This is a genomic window from Janthinobacterium sp. SUN206 (assembly GCF_030587305.1).
Taxonomy (GTDB): Bacteria; Pseudomonadota; Gammaproteobacteria; order Burkholderiales; family Burkholderiaceae_D; genus Janthinobacterium; species Janthinobacterium kumbetense.
The window spans coordinates 2837623-2855608 of record NZ_JAPWIB010000001.1 but is presented as its reverse complement, the minus strand read 5'-3'; the positions used below and the strand labels follow the sequence as shown (position 1 = coordinate 2855608).

Below are 17986 nucleotides of genomic sequence, written 5' to 3'. Positions count from 1 at the left end.
ACGTGAATACACGCACCGCGTGCAAGTCGGGATGGTGGGCGTCAACGTGCCGATCCCCGTGCCGATGGCCTTCCACAGCTTCGGCGGCTGGAAGCGCAGCCTGTTCGGCGACCACCATGCGCATGGCCCGGAATCGGTGCGTTTCTACACGAAACAGAAGGCCGTCACCCAGCGCTGGCCGGCATCGACGGCGGCAGGGGCGGAATTCGCCATGCCGACCTTGAAGTAAGGTGCGATGGCGGCGCGCAGCATCAGCGCGTCAGGGCGCCGCCACGTGGCCGTAGCAGCTTTTCAGCTTTGCGTAGTCATAGAAGATGCTGTCCGGCGCGATGCGGGCGCCGTCGCATGCAGGCTGGAAGCTGGTTTCCTTTTCGTTGTACAGCAGGCGCACGATCAGTTGTCCTGCGCTGTTGCGGTACACATCCCACTGCATGTTGGCCGCCAGCGGCGAGACGTTCTGGCCGCGCCATTGATTGCTTTGATAACTGTCGCTGGCCGATACCGGCAAGGGGGCCAGCGCCTGTTGCAAGCCCATGGCCGAAGCGAGCGGAATGATCATCTCGGCGTGCGTGAAGCGCAGCTTGGCCGCGTGGCGCAAATCTCCCCTGGCCAGCGCATCGACTTCCTTGAAAAAATCGTCGCGCAGGGCCAGCGCGAAGCGCCAGGTCACGCCGCTGCTTTCCGTGGTGGCCGGCCCTTTCTGGTAAAAATCCTCGTGGTCGGCGATATAAGCATAGTAGCGCGCATCCTCGGCGGGCATGTAGCGGCTGAAATCGGCCGGCATTTCATGGCGCATGCCGGCGGCGATCGCGTACAGCTCATACAGTTTCGTGGCGGCCGCATTCAGGCTGCGGATGATGGTCTTTCCGCTGCCCGTCATGGTGCGCGTGAGCTGGCCGTCCGCGCTGGTGAAAGTGTAGCTGCCCGTATCCGCAAAACTGGCGGCGCCGCGCTCAAGCTGGTCGAGGAAGGCGGGTGCAAACAGCCGTTCGAGCACCTGGCGCGCATGCGCGGCCGCTTCCGGTTTTCTGGCCGGGGCATCCATCAGGGCGTGCAGCTGCTTGGTTCTTTCATAGTACTGGTAGGCCTGGCTGGCGGCATAGGTGGCGTAATGCGGGTTGGCGCGATCGGCGACAAAATCCGTCTGCGGCGCCAGCTTGTGCGCATACAGCAGGAAGCGGTTAACACCATCGGACTGCGCCACTGCCTTGCGTCCCTGCGGATACGGCGCCGGCGCGGGCGGCAGGTATAGCAAGGGCGCCAGCGCGGGCGCGTGCTCCAGCAGCGACTGCGTAAAAAAGCGTGCACTGTCGCGCGCGCGGTCCACGCCGGAATGGATGGTGACGAGCTGGCGCGGCGCCGTCGCGGCGTCTTGCCCCACTTGCGCGAACAGGGTGGGCAGGCGCGCCAGCATGCGCACGGCCAGTTGTTGGTGTTCCTCGATGCCAGTCCGTGACAGATTGCCGTAGCCGGGCCGCTCGATGCCGGCCACGCCGTAACCGAGCAAGGCGTTCGCCTGCATCAGGGCCAGGATGTCGGGACCCAGTTCGCGCCCCAAGGGCGTGAGCGCATCCTGCGCGGCGGCCTGCCGCCACATCGCATACAGGGCCGCGTCGCTCTTCATGCCGGTCAATCCGCGCGCACCGTGGCGCGCCACCAGCTGCGTGAAGATGGGCTGGAAACCGGCCGGTGGTGCGGCATAGGTGGCCGGGTCCTGCTGCGGCGCATACGGCGCCTTGGTCTGGTAATGGCCTTCGGCGGCCAGGGCGGGAGCGGCGCAGATGGTGAGGGCCAGCAGCATGCTGGACAGGGGGAGCGGTGGGGGCATGGTGATCCGTAGGTGACGTGATTGGTTCTTACGTGCAAGCCTAGCAGCAAACGTCCAACAGGCGGGCACGGCTGCCCGCCTGCATTCGTACTTACTGCGCCACGTGGCCGTAGCAGGTCTTCAGCTTCGCATACACATAGAAATGGCTGCCGGCGGCAAAGCGGGCGCCATCGCAGGCGGCCTGGAAGTCCGTTTCCTTTTCGTTGTACAGCATTTTCACGAGCACATTGCCGCCGGCGTCGCGGTACACATCCCACTGCATGTTGGCCGCCATCGGCGCCACGTACAGGCCGCGCCAGCTGCTGTTGTCATAGCTGTAGGTCTGCGCCGCCGGCAGCGCGCCGACGACGTTCTTCAGGCCCATGGCAGTGGCCAGCGGAATGATGGCTTCCGCATGCGTGAAGCGCAGTTTGGCGCCGTGCGACAGGTCGCCGCGCGCGATGGCGTCCACTTCCGTGAAAAAGTCGTCGCGCAGCGCGCGCACGTAGTTCCAGGTGACGCCGGCGCTTTCCGTGGTACCGGGGCCCTTGTTGTAAAAATCCTGGTAATCCTGCACGAATGCCTGGTACTTGGCCGCGTCCGACGGCATGTACTGCACGAAATCGGCTTTCACTTCGTTCGTCAGGCCGGCCATGATGGCGTACAGGTTGTACAGCACCGAGGCGGCATCTGCCAGGCCCTTGATGGTGGTGCCGCCGTCGCCCGTGACGGTGTTGGTGAACTTGCCGTCGTCGCTGGTAAAACTGTAGGTACCCGTGTTGGCGAAGCGGTAAGTGCCGTTGTCGATCTTGTCGACGAAGGCCTTGGTGAACAAGCGTTCCAGTACTTCGCGGCCCAGGGTACGCGCCGTGGCATCCGTGTCGATGGCCGTGTATTTGGCCAGGAAGCCGGGGCTTTCCAGGTAGGCCTGATAGGCCTGGCTATCCTGGTAAGTCTGGTAATGGCGGTCGAGGGTATCGGTGACGAGGTCCGTCTTCGGCACCAGCTTGTGCGCATACAGCAGGAAGCGGTTGGTGCCATCGGGCTGCGCCACGGGCTTGCCGGCCGGGTAGCCGGTCGGGGCGGGCGGCAGGGTAATCAGCGGTGCGACGTTTGGTGCCGTGGCGGCCAGCGACTGCGCAAAGTACGCGGCGCTGTCCTTGGCGCGGTCCACGCCGGAACTGACGGTGACGATCTGGCGCGGTGCGCTGGCGGCATTGCTACCCAGTTGCGTGAACAGGGCAGGCAGGCGCGCGAGCATGCGCACGGCCAGCTGCTTGTGTTCATTGATGCCCGTCTGCGACAGGTTGCCGTAGCCTGGCGCCGTGATGCCGTCCACGCCGTAGCCGAGCAGCGCGTTGGCCTTCATCAGTTTCAGGATGTCGGCGCCCAGCTTTTGCCCCAGCGGCGTGAGCGCATCGTCGGCTGCAGCCCGTTGCCAGACGTTGTAGAAGGCGGCGTCATACTTCATGCTCGACAGGCCGCGCGAACCGTGGCGGGCCACCAGTTCGGTGAACACGGACGCGTAGCCGGCAGGTGCCGCTTCATACGTGGCCGCATCTTGCTGCGGCGTGTAGGGCGTCTTGGTCTGGTAGTAGGTGGCGGGGGCGGCCGGCGTCACGGGCGGCGTTACCGGGGGCGTGACGGGGACGGGCGGTGTATCGTCGCCGCCGCCACAGGCGGTCAGGGAAAGCATCAGGAGGGACAGGGGGAGATGGCGTGCGCGCAGCATGGTGTTTCCTTCAGGTGTGGTTAGCCCGGGCGCGCCGTGCAGATGGCGCACCCGGGACAGACAGGCAGGGGAATGGGTATTACAGCTTGAGGGCTTTGGCCAGGCTGTTGGCGCGCGCATCGCGCTCGCTCAAGGGCGCCAGGCCATGGCGTTCCTCGATGAACTTCAGGATCGACACGGTTTCATACTCGGTATGGTCGATATGCCCGCCTTCGCTGAAGGGCGAGATGACCAGTGCGGGGATGCGCGTGGCCGGGCCGAAGCGGTCGCCTTTCGGTGGCGCCACGTGGTCCCAGAAACCGCCGTTTTCATCGGTGGTGACGATGATGACGGTGTCCTTCCATTGCGGGCCTTCCATGATGGCGCTGATGATGGCCACGCCTTCGTCGTCGCCGGCCGCCACGCTCGATTTATCCATCCCCGGATGCATGTTCTTCTTGCCCATGGGTTTGTAGAACGAGACGGGCGGCAGCTTGCCTGCCTGGACGTCGGCGAGCATGTCGGAGCGGTCCTTCAGGTGCGTGGCGCGCTGCTGCGGGCTGTCGATGAAGCGCTTGAAGTAGGTGAACGGCTGGTGGTGATACGAGAAATCGTCGGCCTTCTTGCCTGACTTGGTCGAGGCGACGGCGATGTCGTAGCCGTCCGCATAATAGACCCAGGAGATGCCCTTGTCCGTCAGGCGGTCGCCGATGGTGGGCATGGTTTGCGGCGGCAGGAACGTCTGTTTTTTTGTCGGATCGAACAGCAGCGGGCCCTGCATGGTGTTGACGGCGTAGCCGTCCTGCGTCACTTCCGCTTCCTCGCCCTTCTTGTGGCCCGTGCCGCGCTCATCCTGGGAGACGATGGACTTGGGCGCGTTCGGGAACACGGGCGTGCAGGCGCAGGTCAGCCACATGTGGTTGAGGAAGGAGCCGCCGTAGGCGGACTGGAAGAAGCGGTCGGCCAAGGTGTAGCGCTGTGCCAGCGCCCATAGTTTGAGCTTGCTGCCGTCGAAATAGCCCATGGGCAGGGCGCCCGTATTGCCCTCGACGACGAAGCGGTCATTCTTGCCGTCGTTGATCTGGCGCTTGTGCGTCCAGAACGCGTGCACGGGACTGGCCGTCTTGTCGCCAAGCGAGACGCTCGGCTCCATGCGGAAGGGCGCGTTGGCGATGTCGGCCTTGAAGCGCTGGTCCAGGCCGCCCTTGTCGAGTGCCACGGCGGGCAGCATGGCATAGGGCTTGCCATCGGGGCCGGTCTGCGTGGTGGTGTCGGGCGAGTGGCCATTGGCGATGCCGTCGGCACCGGGGAAGGTGCCGAACAGGTGGTCGAAGCTGCGGTTTTCCATGTACACGACAACGATCTGACCGATCTTCGCCAGCTTCGGATCGGCGGCGACTGCTGCGGCCATATTGCGCTGCGTGCCGACTTGGGTGGTGCAGGCTGCCAGACCGATGGCCCCGGCGCCGAACAGGGCGATTCTTAGAACGTGGTTCAACATAACAGTCTCCTTGATGCGCCTCCGTGGACGGGGCGCTTTTTTTAGTGGTGTGGCCAGAACTGGCTTGTTTGAAGAAATTGCACACGTGTGCAGCGCGCGTGTGCAAACAGTAACCCGGATTTTTTTTGATGTCAACAAGTACAGGCGGGGGACGAAAAAGTGTGGAAAACGGGGAACGGCGGGCGGTGGCGGGCGGGCAGACGGCGTTGCGCCATCTGCCGCATCGAATGATTTAGCGCGTCGTGCCGCGCCGCACCAGGGTGACGGGCACTTCCTTCAATCGGCCCGGCATGGCAAATTTTTCCATGCGCTCGACCAGGCTCTTGACGGCGCGGCGCGCCAGTTCGCCCGCGTCCTGGCGGATGGTGGTCAGCTGGTAGGCATCCAGCGCGGCCATGGGAATGTCGTCGAAGCCGATCACCTGCAGTTGCGCGGGCACGTCGATGCCATACTTGCTGCGCGCCGCGTCGATGAAGCCGCAGGCGATCAGGTCGGTGGCGCAAAAGACGCCGTCAGGCAGCTTGCCCGAGGCGAGCAGGGCGTCGGCCGCTTCCTGGCCCGCCTGGTAGCCGATGGCGTCGGCCAGGTATTCGCCGGCCGTGCAGCGCTTCTTCGCCAAGGCCGGCGCCAGGTGGTCGAGGAAGGCCTGGCCGCGCGCGATGCCGCTGAAACTGCTGGCGCGCGTGTTGATGAAGGCCAGCCGTTTGGCGCCGCTGTCGAGCAGGGTGCTGGCCGCCAGTTCGCCGCCGTGGCGGTTGTCACTGTTGACCACGTCCACGCCTTTCAGGTCGCGCGCGCGGTTGATCATGGCCACTGGCACTTGCCGCTGCAGGTATTCCGTGGCGACGGCGGACGGCGGCGAGCCGGACGTCATGATGACGCCGGAAATCTTGTAGCTGAGGAGGATGCGCAGCAATTCGCTGAGGCGCTCGGGGTCTTCCGCATTCATCAGCAGCGGCACCAGCGCATGTTCGCTCAGGCTGCGCGTGACTTCGCCCAGCAGGGCCACGCGGAACGGGTCCGTGAAGCCCGTGATGACGACGCCTACCAGGTTGCTTTGTCCCTGGTTCATGCTGCGCGCCAGGATGTTGACCTGGTAGCCCAGCGATTGTGCGGCTTCCATCACGCGGGCCCGCGTTTCGGGCGCCACGCTGGCGCCGGGTGTGAACGTGCGCGAGACGGCGGAGCGGGAGACGCCGGCCCGTTTGGCGACGTCCACCGAAGTGACCCAAGACTTGTCTTTTTGTTCCATTGACGGTGTAGATGAATGAGAGGCCGATGCACGATGCGGTGCGGCGCAATGCCGCGCCATCATCTTAGCCGAAAATCCCGGCCGCGGCGCGAACTGAATGCCAGTTCCGCGCCATGGCCAGCGTGCCGGCCCTCAGCCTCTCGATCGCCTTACCACTTCGGCGTGTACTTCAGGGTGAACTGCACGTTGCGCGGGTCGCCATAGTAGTTATTCGACCCGGTGGTATTGTAGGCCGGGATGATGTAGCTCTTGTCGAAGACGTTGTTGACATTGAGCGACAGGGCCACTTGCGGCGTGGCTTGCCAGGCCATGCGTGCATTCCAGATCGAGACGCCGGCAACCTTGAAGGTGCTATTGGTATCGAGCGTATGGCTTTGCGTGTTGACGCCGGCGCCCACGCTGAATTTGTCCCAGGCGCCGGGCAGCGTGTAGCTGGACCACACGCGCAGCATGTGCTTGGGCGTCCAGGTGGAAAAGACCTTGCCCTGGTTGTCCGGGTCGTTCAGATAGGTCGTCGTCGTATAGGCGTAGCCGGCCGACAGCTGCAAGCCGCGCGCCACTTCGCCCGACACTTCCGCTTCCAGGCCCTGGCTGCGCACCTTGCCCGAGGCGCGCGAGCAGTACTCGTTATCGCACACCATGCCCGCGTCATAGTCGAACACGGCACGGTTCTTGTGGTCGTAGCGGAACACGGCCAGCGAGGTGTTGAGCTTGCCATCCATCAGCTCACCCTTGATGCCCGCCTCGTAGTTGGTGCCCGTGATGGGCTTGAGGACCTTGTCTTGCGCATCGCGGATACTTTGCGGCGTGAAGATGTCGGCATAGCTGGCGTAGGCCGACCATTGCGGATCGAGCGCGTAGATCAGTGCCGCCGATGGCGTGAACTTGGCGGTGGTGTTGAGTTGCTCTTCAGGACCTTCGGGTGTCGCATACACGAAGTCGTACCAGCTGAAGCGTCCACCCAGCACGGCTTTCAGCTTGCGGGTCAGCTGGCCGTTCCAGCTGCCATACAGGCCTTTCTGGCGTATTTCGTAGGTGCTGACGGGACGCACGCCCTTCGGGCGCGCGGCGATGCTGTCGAGGTCTTGCCATGGGCGGTTGTGCCTGATGTTGAAGACGTCCGCACCAGATTCCCAGGCGCGGGCGTAGACGTCGTCCGACGCCATCGTGACATAGCTGGCGCCCACGAGGACTTCCTGCGCGATGCCCAGGCCGTCGAATTTGCCGCGCACGTAGGTATCGATGCCGCGCTTGCGGTTGTCGAAATCCATGCCAAAGTCGGCATAGCTCGCGCCGCTGCCGTCGGGATTGATGGGCAAGGCCACGCGCTGGTGCACGGAGCCGGTGTTTTCCTTTATGTTCACGGCGGATGCCTTCAGGCTCCACTGGCTGTTGAAATGGTGTTCCAGATCGAGATACACGTTGGTTTGTTTGGCTTCGCTGCGGTTCCAGTCTGCGCCAGTGAAGGTGGAGCGGGGCAGGTTCAGCGCGCTGCCGTCCGCGTAGCGGGGCAGACCGATGAAGGTCGGGCGGCCATGGTCGTTGACGTTGCTGATGGCCAGGCCCAGGGTGGTGGCCGGTCCCAGGTCGTAGTCGAGCGCCGCGTACAGGGTACGGTTCTGGCTCCACACCTGGTCGACGAAGGAATGGGTATCGTCTTCATCGACGATGGCGCGTCCGCGCAGGCTGCCGTCCGCATTCAGGGGCATGCTGACGTCGAGCTGGGCGCCGTAATGGTCCCACGAGCCGGCGCGCGCCGTCATGCTGACACTGCGCGCGGCGGTCGGGCGCTTGCGCACCAGGCTGACGGAGCCGCCGGGACTGCCCGTGCCGACCAGCATGCCCGAGGCGCCGCGCAGTACTTCCAGGCGGTCGTAGATGACCATGTTTTCCTGGCCCCAGTTGCCCAGCGCATAGGTGTTGCGGTCGATGGGCACGCCATCGTATTGCCATTGATCGATCTGGAAGCCGCGCGCCGTGATCACCACGCCCGGTCCCACGCCATGCACGCCCACTACGCCGGTGACGTTGTTGACGGCTTCGCGCAAGTCCGTGATGCCCTGGTCGTCCAGGCGCTGGCGCGTCAGCACGCTCACGGATTGGGGGATGTCCTTCATCGATTGCTCGCCCTTGCCGATGGTGAGCTTGCGCGCCGTGTAGGAGCCGCTGCCTTCCGTGGTGGCGCCTTGCTCGGCCTGGCCAACGATGGTAATCGAGGGCATGGTGCGTTCGGCCGCTGAAGCCGCGCCGATCGCCGCCGTGGGCGGGGACGCCGGCGCGGCCACCAGCACATAGCCGGTCGGCGTCTTGCCGATGGCGTAGCCGCTGCCGCGCAGCAGGACGGCGAAACCGTCATCGATGGCGTAGCTGCCTTGCAAGCCTGCACTTGTCAAGCCCTGCACCCGGGATGCATCGATGACGATGGACACGCCCGCCTGCTGCGCATAGCGGTTCAGGGCGCCGGCCAGCGGGCCGGCGGGGATGGCGTAGCTGGCGACAGCCGGGGCAGCCTGGGCGACTGCCTGGGCGTGCAGGCAGTCGCTTGCCAGCAGCATGGCCGCCAGGGCGAGCGGACGCAGGCGCGTGCGCAGGGTGTTCGGGGAGGAAACGGCAACGACTTGAGCGTACATGGTGACAGCCTTTTTTGAATGATCTCAGCTGCCTTGACGCACGAGATGCGCAAAGTGGAACCGCGAACGCACAATTTCTTATTTATTTTTTGCGGAGCCGCTGGCGGGGACATCAACCATCACCAGGTAGCGCGTCAGCATGCGGATGCGCAGTTGCGGGAAATTGTCGATCAACAGCTGCAGCGCCTTGTCCGTGTCGTCCAGCGGCAGCACGGCGGCCACGCGGATGCCGGCGATCTGCGCGCGGTCGTAATGCAGCTGGCCCGGGCGGTGGCGCGCCAGCTCGTCGAGCACCTCGGCCAGCGGCAGGTCGTCGACCACCAGTTGGTGCGCGCGCCACGCTTCCTGCACGCTGGCTGCATCGATGGCCGTGATCGGCCCCACGCCATCGTCCGTGATGCGCGTGCGCTGGCCCGCCTGCACCACGACGGCCGGATGTTGCGGCACTTGCGCCAGCACCTTGGACTCCAGCATGCTCAAGATGGTGGCGCCGTCTTCCCTGCGCACGCTGAAACGCGTGCCCAGGGCGCGGATCGCCGCCTGCCGGCTGTCGATGATGAAGGGGCGCTGCGCATCTTTCGCCACGTCGACGAGAATATCGCCCTGCACCAGTTCCACATGTCGTTCGCCCGCATTGAAATGCACGTTGACGGCGCTGTTGCCGGCCAGGGTGATCCGGCTGCCATCGGCCAGGGTGTGCGTGGACCATTGTCCCGTGGGGCTGCGCAGGTCGGCCAGCAGGTAGGCGGGGCGCTCGCTGAAGACCAGCGCCCCGGTCAGCGTCAGCACGGCCACGGCGCTGGCCGCGGCCAGCTGGCGCAGACGCTGGCGGGGCTTGGGTGCGATGGCGGCCAGGGCGGCGCGCGCGGGGCGATGGTCGCCGCCGGCCGGCTCGCGCACGGCGTTCAACTGACGCAGCAGGTTTTCCATGCCGGCGGCCGCCGTCGCGTGCAGCGGATCGGCGGCCTTCCATGCTGCGAAGCCGGCCTGCGCGGAGTCGCGCTCGGCCGGGTCGTCGGCGCTCAGGCGCACGATCCACCGTGCGGCCTGTTCGGCGGCGATATCCGTGCGGGGACTATTCATGCCGCCAGGGCCGGGCAGGCGTGGCGGCAGGCCAGCAAGGCTTGCACCAGGTATTTTTGCACCATGCGCGTGGAGACGTTCAGTTGTGCGGCGACGGCGGCCTGCGGCTGCTCTTCCAGGTAGTGCAGCAAAAAGGCGTCGCGCGCCTTGGCGGACAAGCCGGCCAGCGCCGTGGCGATCTGCTCGAGCGCCTGCACGGCCATCAGGACTTCATCCGGCGAGGGCGCGCCGGGCAGGCTGTCGGCCAGCAGGGCCAGTTCCGCCAGGTAGCTGCGCTCGAGTATCTGGCGGCGCGCGCGGTCGAGCAGCAAGCGCTTTGCCGTCGTCGACAGGTAGGCGCGCGGCTCGCGCATGCCGAACAGCGCGTCGCGCGAGGCGATGATGCGCACAAATGTATCTTGCGCCACGTCGGCCGCGCCATGCGGGCAACTGAGTTTTTTGCGCAGCCAGCCGACCAGCCAGCCGTGATGCTCGCTGTAGAGCGACTGCATTTGCTGTTGCAGGCTGGGCTGGATGGCGGACATGGGCGACGAATAATATAAATGAGAATTATTCTCATTGTAAGCGCCAGCGGCGGATTGCCACAATCCCCGATTGCATGTGGATGGGGCTGGTGTTGCGTACAGGCCGCACGCGCGGTGATGGCGGAAATGAAAAAACCCGCCGCTGCACGGGGCAGAGGCGGGTTCTTCAATACTGCAAATTCTTGGTGGTGATAGGTGGACTTGAACCACCGACCCCAGCATTATGAATGCTGTGCTCTAACCAACTGAGCTATATCACCAAACAGACCGGTCAGACCGGATGCTCGTTTTGACCAGGGGAAACCTGATCGATGTTCTTTGGTGGTGATAGGTGGACTTGAACCACCGACCCCAGCATTATGAATGCTGTGCTCTAACCAACTGAGCTATATCACCCAACAGCCGAGCATTATCCAGTCTTCCCTTTTTCTTGTCAATGCCGGCGCAAAAAAATGTGCGTTTTTTTCACGCGCCGGCGCTGGCGTGATTATTTTTGTAACGCCGTCAGCAAGGGCTGGATTTGCGCCAGCATGGCCGCGGCCGGATCGGGCCCCAGGCAATCGATGACGATGCGTTCCGGCATGGAGCGTAGCCAGGTCAGCTGACGCTTGGCCAGCTGGCGCGTGGCGATGATGCCCGTTTCGCGCAAGGCGGCGCGGTCGATACGGCCGTCCAGGTAATCCCAGGCCTGGCGGTAGCCCACGCAGCGCATCGAGGGCAAGCCCGGATGCAGGTCGCCGCGGCGGCGCAGCTGCTCCACTTCATCGAGCAGGGCGTCGTTTTTCAGCATGAGGTCGAAGCGCGTGGCGATACGCGCGTGCAGCACGGCGCGGTCCGACGGTTCCAGCGCGAACGATTGCAATTGAAATGGCAGCACGGTTTTTTCGCGGCGGTCCAGCAGGGCCGACATGGGCTGGCCGGACAGCGCGATGATTTCCAGCGCGCGGCCGATGCGCTGCGCGTCCTGCGGCGCCAGGCGCGCCGCCGTGACGGGGTCTTGCTGCGCCAGGCGCGCATGCATGGCGGGCCAGCCGATGGCGGCCGCGTCCTCTTCCAGCTGGGCGCGCAAGGCAGGATCGGCGCCGGGCAAGTCGTCGAGGCCATCGGCCAGGCCCTTGAAGTACAACATGGTGCCGCCGACGAGCAGCGGCAGCTTGCCGCGCGCCGTGATCTCGGCCACCAGGCGCAGGGTATCGTTGCGGAACTGCGCCACGGAGTACGCGTCGAGCGGGTCGATGATGTCGATCAAATGATGCGGTACCTGGGCCAGTTCTTCCTTCGATGGCTTGGCCGTGCCGATATCCATGCCCCGGTAGACGAGGGCGGAATCGACGGAGATGATCTCGGACGGGATGGCTTGCGCGATGGCCAGCGCGCTGGCCGTCTTGCCGCTGGCCGTGGGGCCCATGATGGCGACGGCCAGGGGGAGGTGTGGGGTGTTTTGCATGTTGGTTTTGTATGATGTGGTGCAAAAGAGACTGGCAAAACGTTCAGGGCAAGGCGCATTGTCGAAGACAGTACGACCAGTACGGCGAGGCAGTGCAACGCCGCCATGGACGTTTTTCAGGTTCTTTTATTGGCCGCGCAGGAACAGTTTATCGAGCGCGTTGATCTCGACCTGCACCCACGTCGGCCGGCCATGGTTGCACTGGTCCGCGCGTTCCGTGCTTTCCATCTGGCGCAGCAGGGCGTTCATTTCCTGTACCGATAAAATCCGGTTGGCGCGCACGGCCGTGTGGCAGGCCAGGGTGCCCAGCAATTCGTTCTGGCGCTCGATCAGCACGCGCGAGCCGCCGTATTCGCGCACGTCGCGCAGTACGTCGCGCGCCAGCGTTTGCGCGTCGGCGTTTTTCAGCAGGGTCGGCACGGAACGCACGGCCAGGGTGGTGGGCGACAGGGCGGCGATGTCGAAGCCCAGCGCCTTCAAGGTGTCCTGGTTTTCATTCGCCGTCGACACTTCGATGGCGTCCGCATAAAACGTCACGGGGATCAGCAAGGATTGCACCTGCATGTCCTGGCCGGACACCTGCGCCTGCAGCGCGTTTTTCAGCTGTTCGTACAGGATGCGCTCATGCGCCGCGTGCATGTCGACCAGCACCAGGCCCTTGGTATTTTGCGCCAATATATAAATGCCGTGCAGCTGGGCCAGGGCAAAGCCCAGCGGATATTCTTCGCGCGCCATCGCTTCGGGCGAGGCGATGTAGGGCTCCGCCTGCGTGATCGGCGAGGAGGCGGCGCCGCCGAACAGGGCGCCGTAGGCCGCCGTGTCCTGGGCTACGCCTGGTGCGTCGGCAAAAAACGGGCGGGCCGCGCCGGGCGAGGCGGGCGCGAAGGTATTCGTGAATTGCGCGCCGAACGACGTTTGCGTCTGTTCGCGGCGCCAGATGCCAGGTCCACCCAAACCTGCGCCCGCGGTATCACCGCCGAGGCTGGAGGCGGCCGGCAGGGGCGCCGGCACGCTGCCGAAGGCCGTGGCTGACGTTTGCGCCAGCGCGCGCTGCACCGCGTGGAAAACGAATTGGTGCACGGAGCGGCTGTCGCGGAAACGCACTTCGATCTTCGACGGGTGCACGTTGACGTCAACCAGCGCCGGGTCGAGGTCGAGCGCCAGCACGTAGGAGGGAAAACGGTCGCCGTGCAGCACGTCCTGGTAGGCCATGCGCACGGCGTGCACCAGCAGCTTGTCGCGCACGAAGCGCCCGTTGACATAAAAGAACTGGCCGTCGGCGCGCGCCTTGGACGCCGTCGGCAAGCCGGCAAAGCCGTGAATGCGCAAGGTGCCGGCCGATTCGTCCAGCGCCAGGCGGGCTTCGGCGAAGTCATTGCCCAGGATGTGGGCGCTGCGCTTGGCCAGTTCGCTGATATTCCACTGGTCGATGGTGCGGCCGTTGTGCGACAGCGAGAACGATACGTCCGGCCGCGCCAGGGCGATGCGGCGCACGACTTCGGCGCAGTGGCCATACTCCGTCTGTTCCGATTTGAGGAATTTGCGCCGCGCGGGCGTGTTGAAATACAGGTCTTGCACGTCAACCGTGGTGCCGTGCGCGCCGGACGACGGCGAGACGCTGCCATTGTGCGAGCCGACGATTTCCCACGCGTGGGCCGCGTCGGCCGTGCGCGACGTCACGGTGACGGCGGCGACCGACGCGATCGAGGCCAGCGCTTCGCCGCGAAAGCCCAGGGTACCCACGTTTTCCAGGTCGTGCAGGGACGCGATCTTCGACGTGGCGTGGCGTGCCAAGGCCAGCGGCAGCTGATCTTTGTCGATGCCGCGCCCGTTATCGGTAATCGCGATGCGTTTCACGCCCCCTTCTTCCAGCCGCACCGTGATCTGCGTGGCGCCGGAGTCGAGCGCGTTTTCCAGCAGCTCTTTGACGACGGCGGATGGCCGTTCGACCACCTCGCCGGCGGCGATTTGCGAAATCAACTGGTCAGGCAGGGCCTGGATCGGGCGGTGGGGCGTGATGGGAGCGTTCATCCCCTGATTATAACGGGTTGCGAATTGCCGGGCACCGGCTACTTCGCCACCTCCCGCACCGGTATCGGCGCATTGCACACGTCGACATGGCCGGCCGTGACCTTGCTCCACGGGCCGCCGCGGTGGCGCTGGGCTTCCAGCACGGCCTGGTAGGCGGCGCTGTCGGTACGCATCACTTCCAGGTTGCTGCGCTGCGCCAAAGGCACGCTGGCGGCCAGGCGGATGGCCTTGATCGGCACGTTTTTCTCGGGGCTGTCATAAAAGCCCATGGGGCCCGTGCCGCGGGGCAGGGTGGACAGCAATGGCATGCCGGAGACGACTCTGCCGACGACGGTGATGTCGCGGTCCAGGTGGCGCGGCGATTGGCCGATGACGGCGTACAGCTCCGTGCCGCCGCCGCTGTCGCTGGCGCTGTCGCGCCCCACGCCCACGGTGGCATAACAATGCGTGAGCCAGGCCGTGCCGGTTTTCGGATCGCGCGCGGACGGGAAACCGTTCGAATGGCCGACTTGCGGCGCATAGCCATCGACGTCCGGCAGGCGCGTGAAGTTCTTGACGTTTGTCAAAGGTACCGTAAATTCGCCGGGCAGGGTGCGCTGGGCATGCTGGATCGGTTTTGGATTTTTCTCGTTCGGATCGCCCCACTGCGCCACCCAATTGTCCTGCGCGCGCGTGATGGCCAGGCCGTCGTAATACTGCTCGGCGACCAGGGCCTTGATGTTGGCCACGTGTTTCGGCGCGAAGTCCGGCGCCAGTTCGATCACCACGCGGCCGGCGGGAATGTCCAGGTACAGGGTGTTGTCCGGGTCCAGCGCACGCCAGTCGGACGGCTTCGAAGCCTTGATCACGTCGGCCAAGGTCGCTTTGGCGGGCAGTTCGGCGGGCGCCTTGATCTGGACGGGCGCCGCGTGGGCAGTCAGATGTGCAAGGCCCAGTACGGTGGCCATGGTCAGGCCGCTCAGTGGGTGTCGATACATGTTTTCTCCTGGTCGGCGCGGGTTGCGCCGTGCAGAAAGTGTATACCGGAATGCCAATATTTCGTTGGAAAAACATTGCATATGGTAATCCTGACAGTTGCCTGCCGATAAGGCGTTTCCTTAACCTTTACTTAAAATGCCACGCCGCCAGGGGCGCTGCCGAATTAATCACGAAATATCGGCCCGGGGACTGCCGTTGCGCTGGCCGGGTGGTGTATGATTCCGCCGCTACCTTTAGGGAAAAATATATGGATTTTGTGCAATTCCTCGACATGATCGTGCATGTCGACAAGACGCTGGGTCTCTTGATCGAGCAGTACGGTACCCTCGTGTATGCAGTGCTGTTTGCCATTATTTTTTGCGAAACAGGCCTCGTGGTGCTGTTTTTCTTCCCTGGGGATACCTTATTGTTTATCGCCGGCGCGTTTTGCGCGACGGGACAGATGCACCTGGGCTTGCTGATAGCCTTGCTGGTGACGGCCGCCGTCACGGGCAACACGCTCAATTACTGGATAGGCGAGGCCATCGGGCAAAGGGTGTTTACCCACGATTACCGCTGGATCAACAAGGATGCCATGCGCCGCACGCATGAATTCTTTGAAAAGCACGGTGGCAAGACCATCATCCTGGCCCGTTTCGTGCCGGTGGTGCGCACCTTCGCGCCGTTCGTGGCCGGCATTTCCGACATGACGCATGCGCGCTTCCAGATGTACAACGTGACGGGCGCCCTGTTGTGGGTGGTCGGTCTGGTGACGGCCGGTTACTTCTTCGGCAATATCCCATGGATCCGCGACCACCTGACCTTGATCGTGCTGATCGGAGTCGGCGCCGCCGTCGTGCCGGTGGTGTTGGGCGGCATGTGGAAACTCTACAAGCGTATGGTCGGCAAGTCGGCGTAAGGCCGCATGGATCCGGGGCCAGTGCGCTGCGGCACAGCCCGCAGCCGGCCCCGGATCCCGTTTTTCTCTGTCTTGTTTCTGTTTTGCTCCCGCCCTGATTCAAGTTTTGTTGCTTTCCAGCCGTAAACCAGAGGGTATTCTCACTTTCTGGATTTCCATGCGACATTTGAGCGCCCTGTTAGCTTGCAGCCTTGCCGCGATGGCGGCCATGGCAAGCGCCAAAGATGCCCCCGCTTCGGCGAGCGCCGCTGCATCCGCGCCCATGTCGGCGTCGGCGCGTGCGGCCGCCATGAAAACCCTGACCGAATCGGTGAAGGGCAAGGAGGCCAAGGCGCCTGTCGTCGTCGCGCCGACGGCGCGCGAGAAGGAAGAAGCGGCCGAAGTCGACTTGTCCGAACGCATCGCGGCGCGCCTGGCGGAAATGCGCGCCACCCAGGCGGCCCGCGCCGCCGCCCGCGCCAAGCGCGCCGCCGTGGTGAAGGCCGCGCCGCCGCCACCGCCACCCGTGCCGCGCGGTACGCACTGGTCGTACGAGGGCGACAGCGGCCCGTCCAACTGGAGCAAGATCAATGTCGACTGGGCCAAGTGCGGCAATGGCAACCGCCAGTCGCCGATCGACATCCGCGATGGCATGAAGGTGGAACTCGAGCAGATCAGCTTTGACTACCACCCGTCGTCGTTCAATGTAGTCGACAATGGCCACACGGTGCAGGTGGGCGTCAGCGGCGGCAATTACATCACGGTGCAGAACCGCATGTTCGAGCTGCAGCAATTTCATTTCCACCGGCCGTCCGAAGAGCGCATCAACGGCAAGGCTTTCGAGATGGTGGTGCACCTGGTGCACCGCGATGCGGAAGGCCGGCAAGCCGTGCTGGCGTTGTTGCTGGAGCGGGGTGCGCCGCAGGCGACCATCCAGACCGTGTGGAATAATCTGCCGCTGGAAAAATTCGAGACCATGCAGCCGACCATCCTGCTCGACCCGGCCGAGATGCTGCCGACGCGGCGCGATTACTACACCTACATGGGGTCGATGACGGAGCCGCCTTGCAGCGAAGGCGTGTTGTGGATGGTGATGAAGCAGCCGGTGCAGGCTTCGCCGGCGCAGATGGCGCTGTTCAGCCGTTTGTATCCCTTGAATGCGCGCCCGATTCAGCCTGCCAACGGCCGCATCATCAAGGAGTCGAATTAAGAGCGCCTGCGAAAAGCCCATGGCGTTGTTACCCCGCCTCGTCGTACATGCGTACTGCCTTCGGCGAGGCGCCTAGCCCTGGACTTGTTCAGTCACTCTTATGTAAATTCAAGGCGCTGGCGGCCGGTCCATTCGGCGCCGGCAGCCAGCAGATCGGGCTGGATCAGGGCTGGCTCGATGCAGAGGAAGCGCTGGTACTCGTCGTCGGCCAGGTCGGACAGGGCGGCCGCGTCTTGCGCACCGGGGTTCCACACGACGGCATCCGTAAAGCCCTGCTGTTCCAGGCGCAGGGTATGGCTGCCGGATTGCAGGCTCAAGGCGCCCGGCAACTGGTAGTAGATGCGGTCCAGTTTGTCCTCGAATTGCAGCACCTCTTCCGCCTGCAAGGCGTCTTGCGGCGTCTCGTCCGAATAGCGCACGCGTTGCAGGCCGCCAATGCGCGCCTCGCTCAATTGATCAATCGCAAAATAGCTGTGCAGGGCGGCCGAGAACGGAAACGCCTGTTCGCCCGTGTTGTGCACGGACAGGTGCAGTTCCAGCGATTGCGCCTTGACGGCCACGCGCAGGTGCAGGGTGAAGGCATAAGGCCAGGCGGCGGCGATCGCTTCCGGCAAGTCAGCCTGGGTCAGGACAAATTGCGCCCAGGCTGCGCCATCGGCGTCGCCCGTCGATTCCAGCTGCCATGTCGCCACGCGCGCAAAGCCGTGGCGCATGCCCGTGCCGCGCGCGCCGAACTGGGGGAAGATCACGGGCACGCCGCCACGGATGGCGCGGCTACCATCGAGGCTCGATGCACGGCTGCAGAACAGGCGCTCCTGGCCATCGCTGGTCCGCCACGAGACCAGGTGGCCGCCGTACAGGGTGACGGTCGCCTGCGCGCCGTCGGCGGCGCGGATGGTCACGGCTGGTAGCTGGCCAAAAGTGCTGTTGCTCAT

At 64.5% G+C, this 17986-nt stretch carries 15 protein-coding genes and 2 tRNA genes; 3 read left to right on the top strand and 14 right to left on the bottom strand.

Annotation, left to right across the window (positions count from 1 at the left end; genetic code table 11):
• Window positions 1–229 (top strand): aldehyde dehydrogenase family protein (locus tag O3300_RS12825; protein ID WP_305053116.1); only part of this gene is annotated, 229 nt, incomplete at its 5' end.
• 30 nt (window positions 230–259) lie between these two features.
• Here O3300_RS12825 and O3300_RS12820 read toward each other — a convergent pair.
• The 12 genes from O3300_RS12820 to O3300_RS12765 form a co-directional block, all read right to left on the bottom strand.
• Window positions 260–1828, bottom strand: a complete 1569-nt coding sequence (locus tag O3300_RS12820) for a histidine-type phosphatase (RefSeq protein ID WP_305053115.1) — start codon at window positions 1826–1828, stop codon at window positions 260–262.
• Window positions 1829–1919: 91 nt separating this feature from the next.
• The gene (locus O3300_RS12815; protein WP_305053114.1) at window positions 1920–3539 is read right to left on the bottom strand and encodes a histidine-type phosphatase; all 1620 of its coding nucleotides are present in this window, start codon (window positions 3537–3539) and stop codon (window positions 1920–1922) included.
• Window positions 3540–3618: 79 nt separating this feature from the next.
• Window positions 3619–5019, bottom strand: coding sequence for an acid phosphatase (acpA, locus tag O3300_RS12810; protein ID WP_289903600.1), 1401 nt, complete (start codon window positions 5017–5019; stop codon window positions 3619–3621).
• Window positions 5020–5251: 232 nt separating this feature from the next.
• A complete protein-coding gene (locus O3300_RS12805) occupies window positions 5252–6238 on the bottom strand; it encodes a LacI family DNA-binding transcriptional regulator (RefSeq protein ID WP_354669647.1) in 987 nt (328 codons plus the stop codon).
• Between the two features lie 182 nt (window positions 6239–6420).
• Entirely contained in the window at window positions 6421–8901 is a 2481-nt protein-coding gene (locus O3300_RS12800; RefSeq protein WP_305053113.1) for a TonB-dependent receptor, read from the bottom strand.
• A 78-nt stretch (window positions 8902–8979) separates the two neighbouring features.
• Window positions 8980–9984, bottom strand: a complete 1005-nt coding sequence (locus O3300_RS12795) for a FecR domain-containing protein (RefSeq protein WP_305053112.1) — start codon at window positions 9982–9984, stop codon at window positions 8980–8982.
• Entirely contained in the window at window positions 9981–10508 is a 528-nt protein-coding gene (locus tag O3300_RS12790) for a sigma-70 family RNA polymerase sigma factor (protein ID WP_305053111.1), read from the bottom strand. Before O3300_RS12790 ends, O3300_RS12795 begins: the two co-directional genes overlap by 4 nt.
• A 183-nt stretch (window positions 10509–10691) precedes the next feature.
• Window positions 10692–10768 (bottom strand) — tRNA-Met (locus O3300_RS12785).
• 59 nt (window positions 10769–10827) lie between these two features.
• Window positions 10828–10904: transfer RNA gene (locus tag O3300_RS12780), tRNA-Met, on the bottom strand.
• Window positions 10905–10995: 91 nt separating this feature from the next.
• Entirely contained in the window at window positions 10996–11955 is a 960-nt protein-coding gene (miaA, locus tag O3300_RS12775; protein ID WP_289917201.1) for a tRNA (adenosine(37)-N6)-dimethylallyltransferase MiaA, read from the bottom strand.
• Window positions 11956–12081: 126 nt separating this feature from the next.
• Window positions 12082–13986 (bottom strand): DNA mismatch repair endonuclease MutL, encoded by a 1905-nt coding sequence (gene mutL / locus O3300_RS12770; protein ID WP_289903609.1) that lies wholly within the window; start codon window positions 13984–13986, stop codon window positions 12082–12084.
• 38 nt (window positions 13987–14024) lie between these two features.
• Window positions 14025–14963, bottom strand: a complete 939-nt coding sequence (locus O3300_RS12765; protein WP_305053110.1) for a peptidylprolyl isomerase — start codon at window positions 14961–14963, stop codon at window positions 14025–14027.
• Between the two features lie 248 nt (window positions 14964–15211).
• Here O3300_RS12765 and O3300_RS12760 point away from each other — a divergent pair, with 248 nt between their 5' ends.
• Entirely contained in the window at window positions 15212–15862 is a 651-nt protein-coding gene (locus O3300_RS12760) for a VTT domain-containing protein (protein ID WP_071075583.1), read from the top strand.
• A gap of 99 nt (window positions 15863–15961) precedes the next feature.
• Here the strand turns inward: O3300_RS12760 and O3300_RS12755 are convergent, their stop codons facing one another.
• Window positions 15962–16153 (bottom strand): hypothetical protein, encoded by a 192-nt coding sequence (locus O3300_RS12755; RefSeq protein ID WP_251351786.1) that lies wholly within the window; start codon window positions 16151–16153, stop codon window positions 15962–15964.
• Here O3300_RS12755 and O3300_RS12750 point away from each other — a divergent pair.
• Entirely contained in the window at window positions 16152–17051 is a 900-nt protein-coding gene (locus tag O3300_RS12750; RefSeq protein ID WP_305055851.1) for a carbonic anhydrase, read from the top strand. The two genes, O3300_RS12755 and O3300_RS12750, sit on opposite strands and share 2 nt — an antisense overlap.
• Before the next feature lie 98 nt (window positions 17052–17149).
• Here the strand turns inward: O3300_RS12750 and O3300_RS12745 are convergent, their stop codons facing one another.
• The gene (locus tag O3300_RS12745; RefSeq protein ID WP_305053109.1) at window positions 17150–17986 is read right to left on the bottom strand and encodes a D-hexose-6-phosphate mutarotase; all 837 of its coding nucleotides are present in this window, start codon (window positions 17984–17986) and stop codon (window positions 17150–17152) included.

What these genes read in the sequence shown, in the direction of transcription:
- O3300_RS12820 (WP_305053115.1), bottom strand. Translation starts at nt 1,828, where the DNA reads ATGCCCCCACCGCTCCCCCTGTCCAGCATGCTGCTGGCCCTCACCATC.
- O3300_RS12815 (WP_305053114.1), bottom strand. Translation starts at nt 3,539, where the DNA reads ATGCTGCGCGCACGCCATCTCCCCCTGTCCCTCCTGATGCTTTCCCTG.
- acpA (WP_289903600.1), bottom strand. Translation starts at nt 5,019, where the DNA reads ATGTTGAACCACGTTCTAAGAATCGCCCTGTTCGGCGCCGGGGCCATC.
- O3300_RS12800 (WP_305053113.1), bottom strand. Translation starts at nt 8,901, where the DNA reads ATGTACGCTCAAGTCGTTGCCGTTTCCTCCCCGAACACCCTGCGCACG.
- O3300_RS12795 (WP_305053112.1), bottom strand. Translation starts at nt 9,984, where the DNA reads ATGAATAGTCCCCGCACGGATATCGCCGCCGAACAGGCCGCACGGTGG.
- O3300_RS12790 (WP_305053111.1), bottom strand. Translation starts at nt 10,508, where the DNA reads ATGTCCGCCATCCAGCCCAGCCTGCAACAGCAAATGCAGTCGCTCTAC.
- miaA (WP_289917201.1), bottom strand. Translation starts at nt 11,955, where the DNA reads ATGCAAAACACCCCACACCTCCCCCTGGCCGTCGCCATCATGGGCCCC.
- mutL (WP_289903609.1), bottom strand. Translation starts at nt 13,986, where the DNA reads ATGAACGCTCCCATCACGCCCCACCGCCCGATCCAGGCCCTGCCTGAC.
- O3300_RS12765 (WP_305053110.1), bottom strand. Translation starts at nt 14,963, where the DNA reads ATGTATCGACACCCACTGAGCGGCCTGACCATGGCCACCGTACTGGGC.
- O3300_RS12760 (WP_071075583.1), top strand. Translation starts at nt 15,212, where the DNA reads ATGGATTTTGTGCAATTCCTCGACATGATCGTGCATGTCGACAAGACG.
- O3300_RS12750 (WP_305055851.1), top strand. Translation starts at nt 16,152, where the DNA reads ATGAAAACCCTGACCGAATCGGTGAAGGGCAAGGAGGCCAAGGCGCCT.
- O3300_RS12755 (WP_251351786.1), bottom strand. Translation starts at nt 16,153, where the DNA reads ATGGCGGCCGCACGCGCCGACGCCGACATGGGCGCGGATGCAGCGGCG.
- O3300_RS12745 (WP_305053109.1), bottom strand. Translation starts at nt 17,986, where the DNA reads ATGAGCAACAGCACTTTTGGCCAGCTACCAGCCGTGACCATCCGCGCC.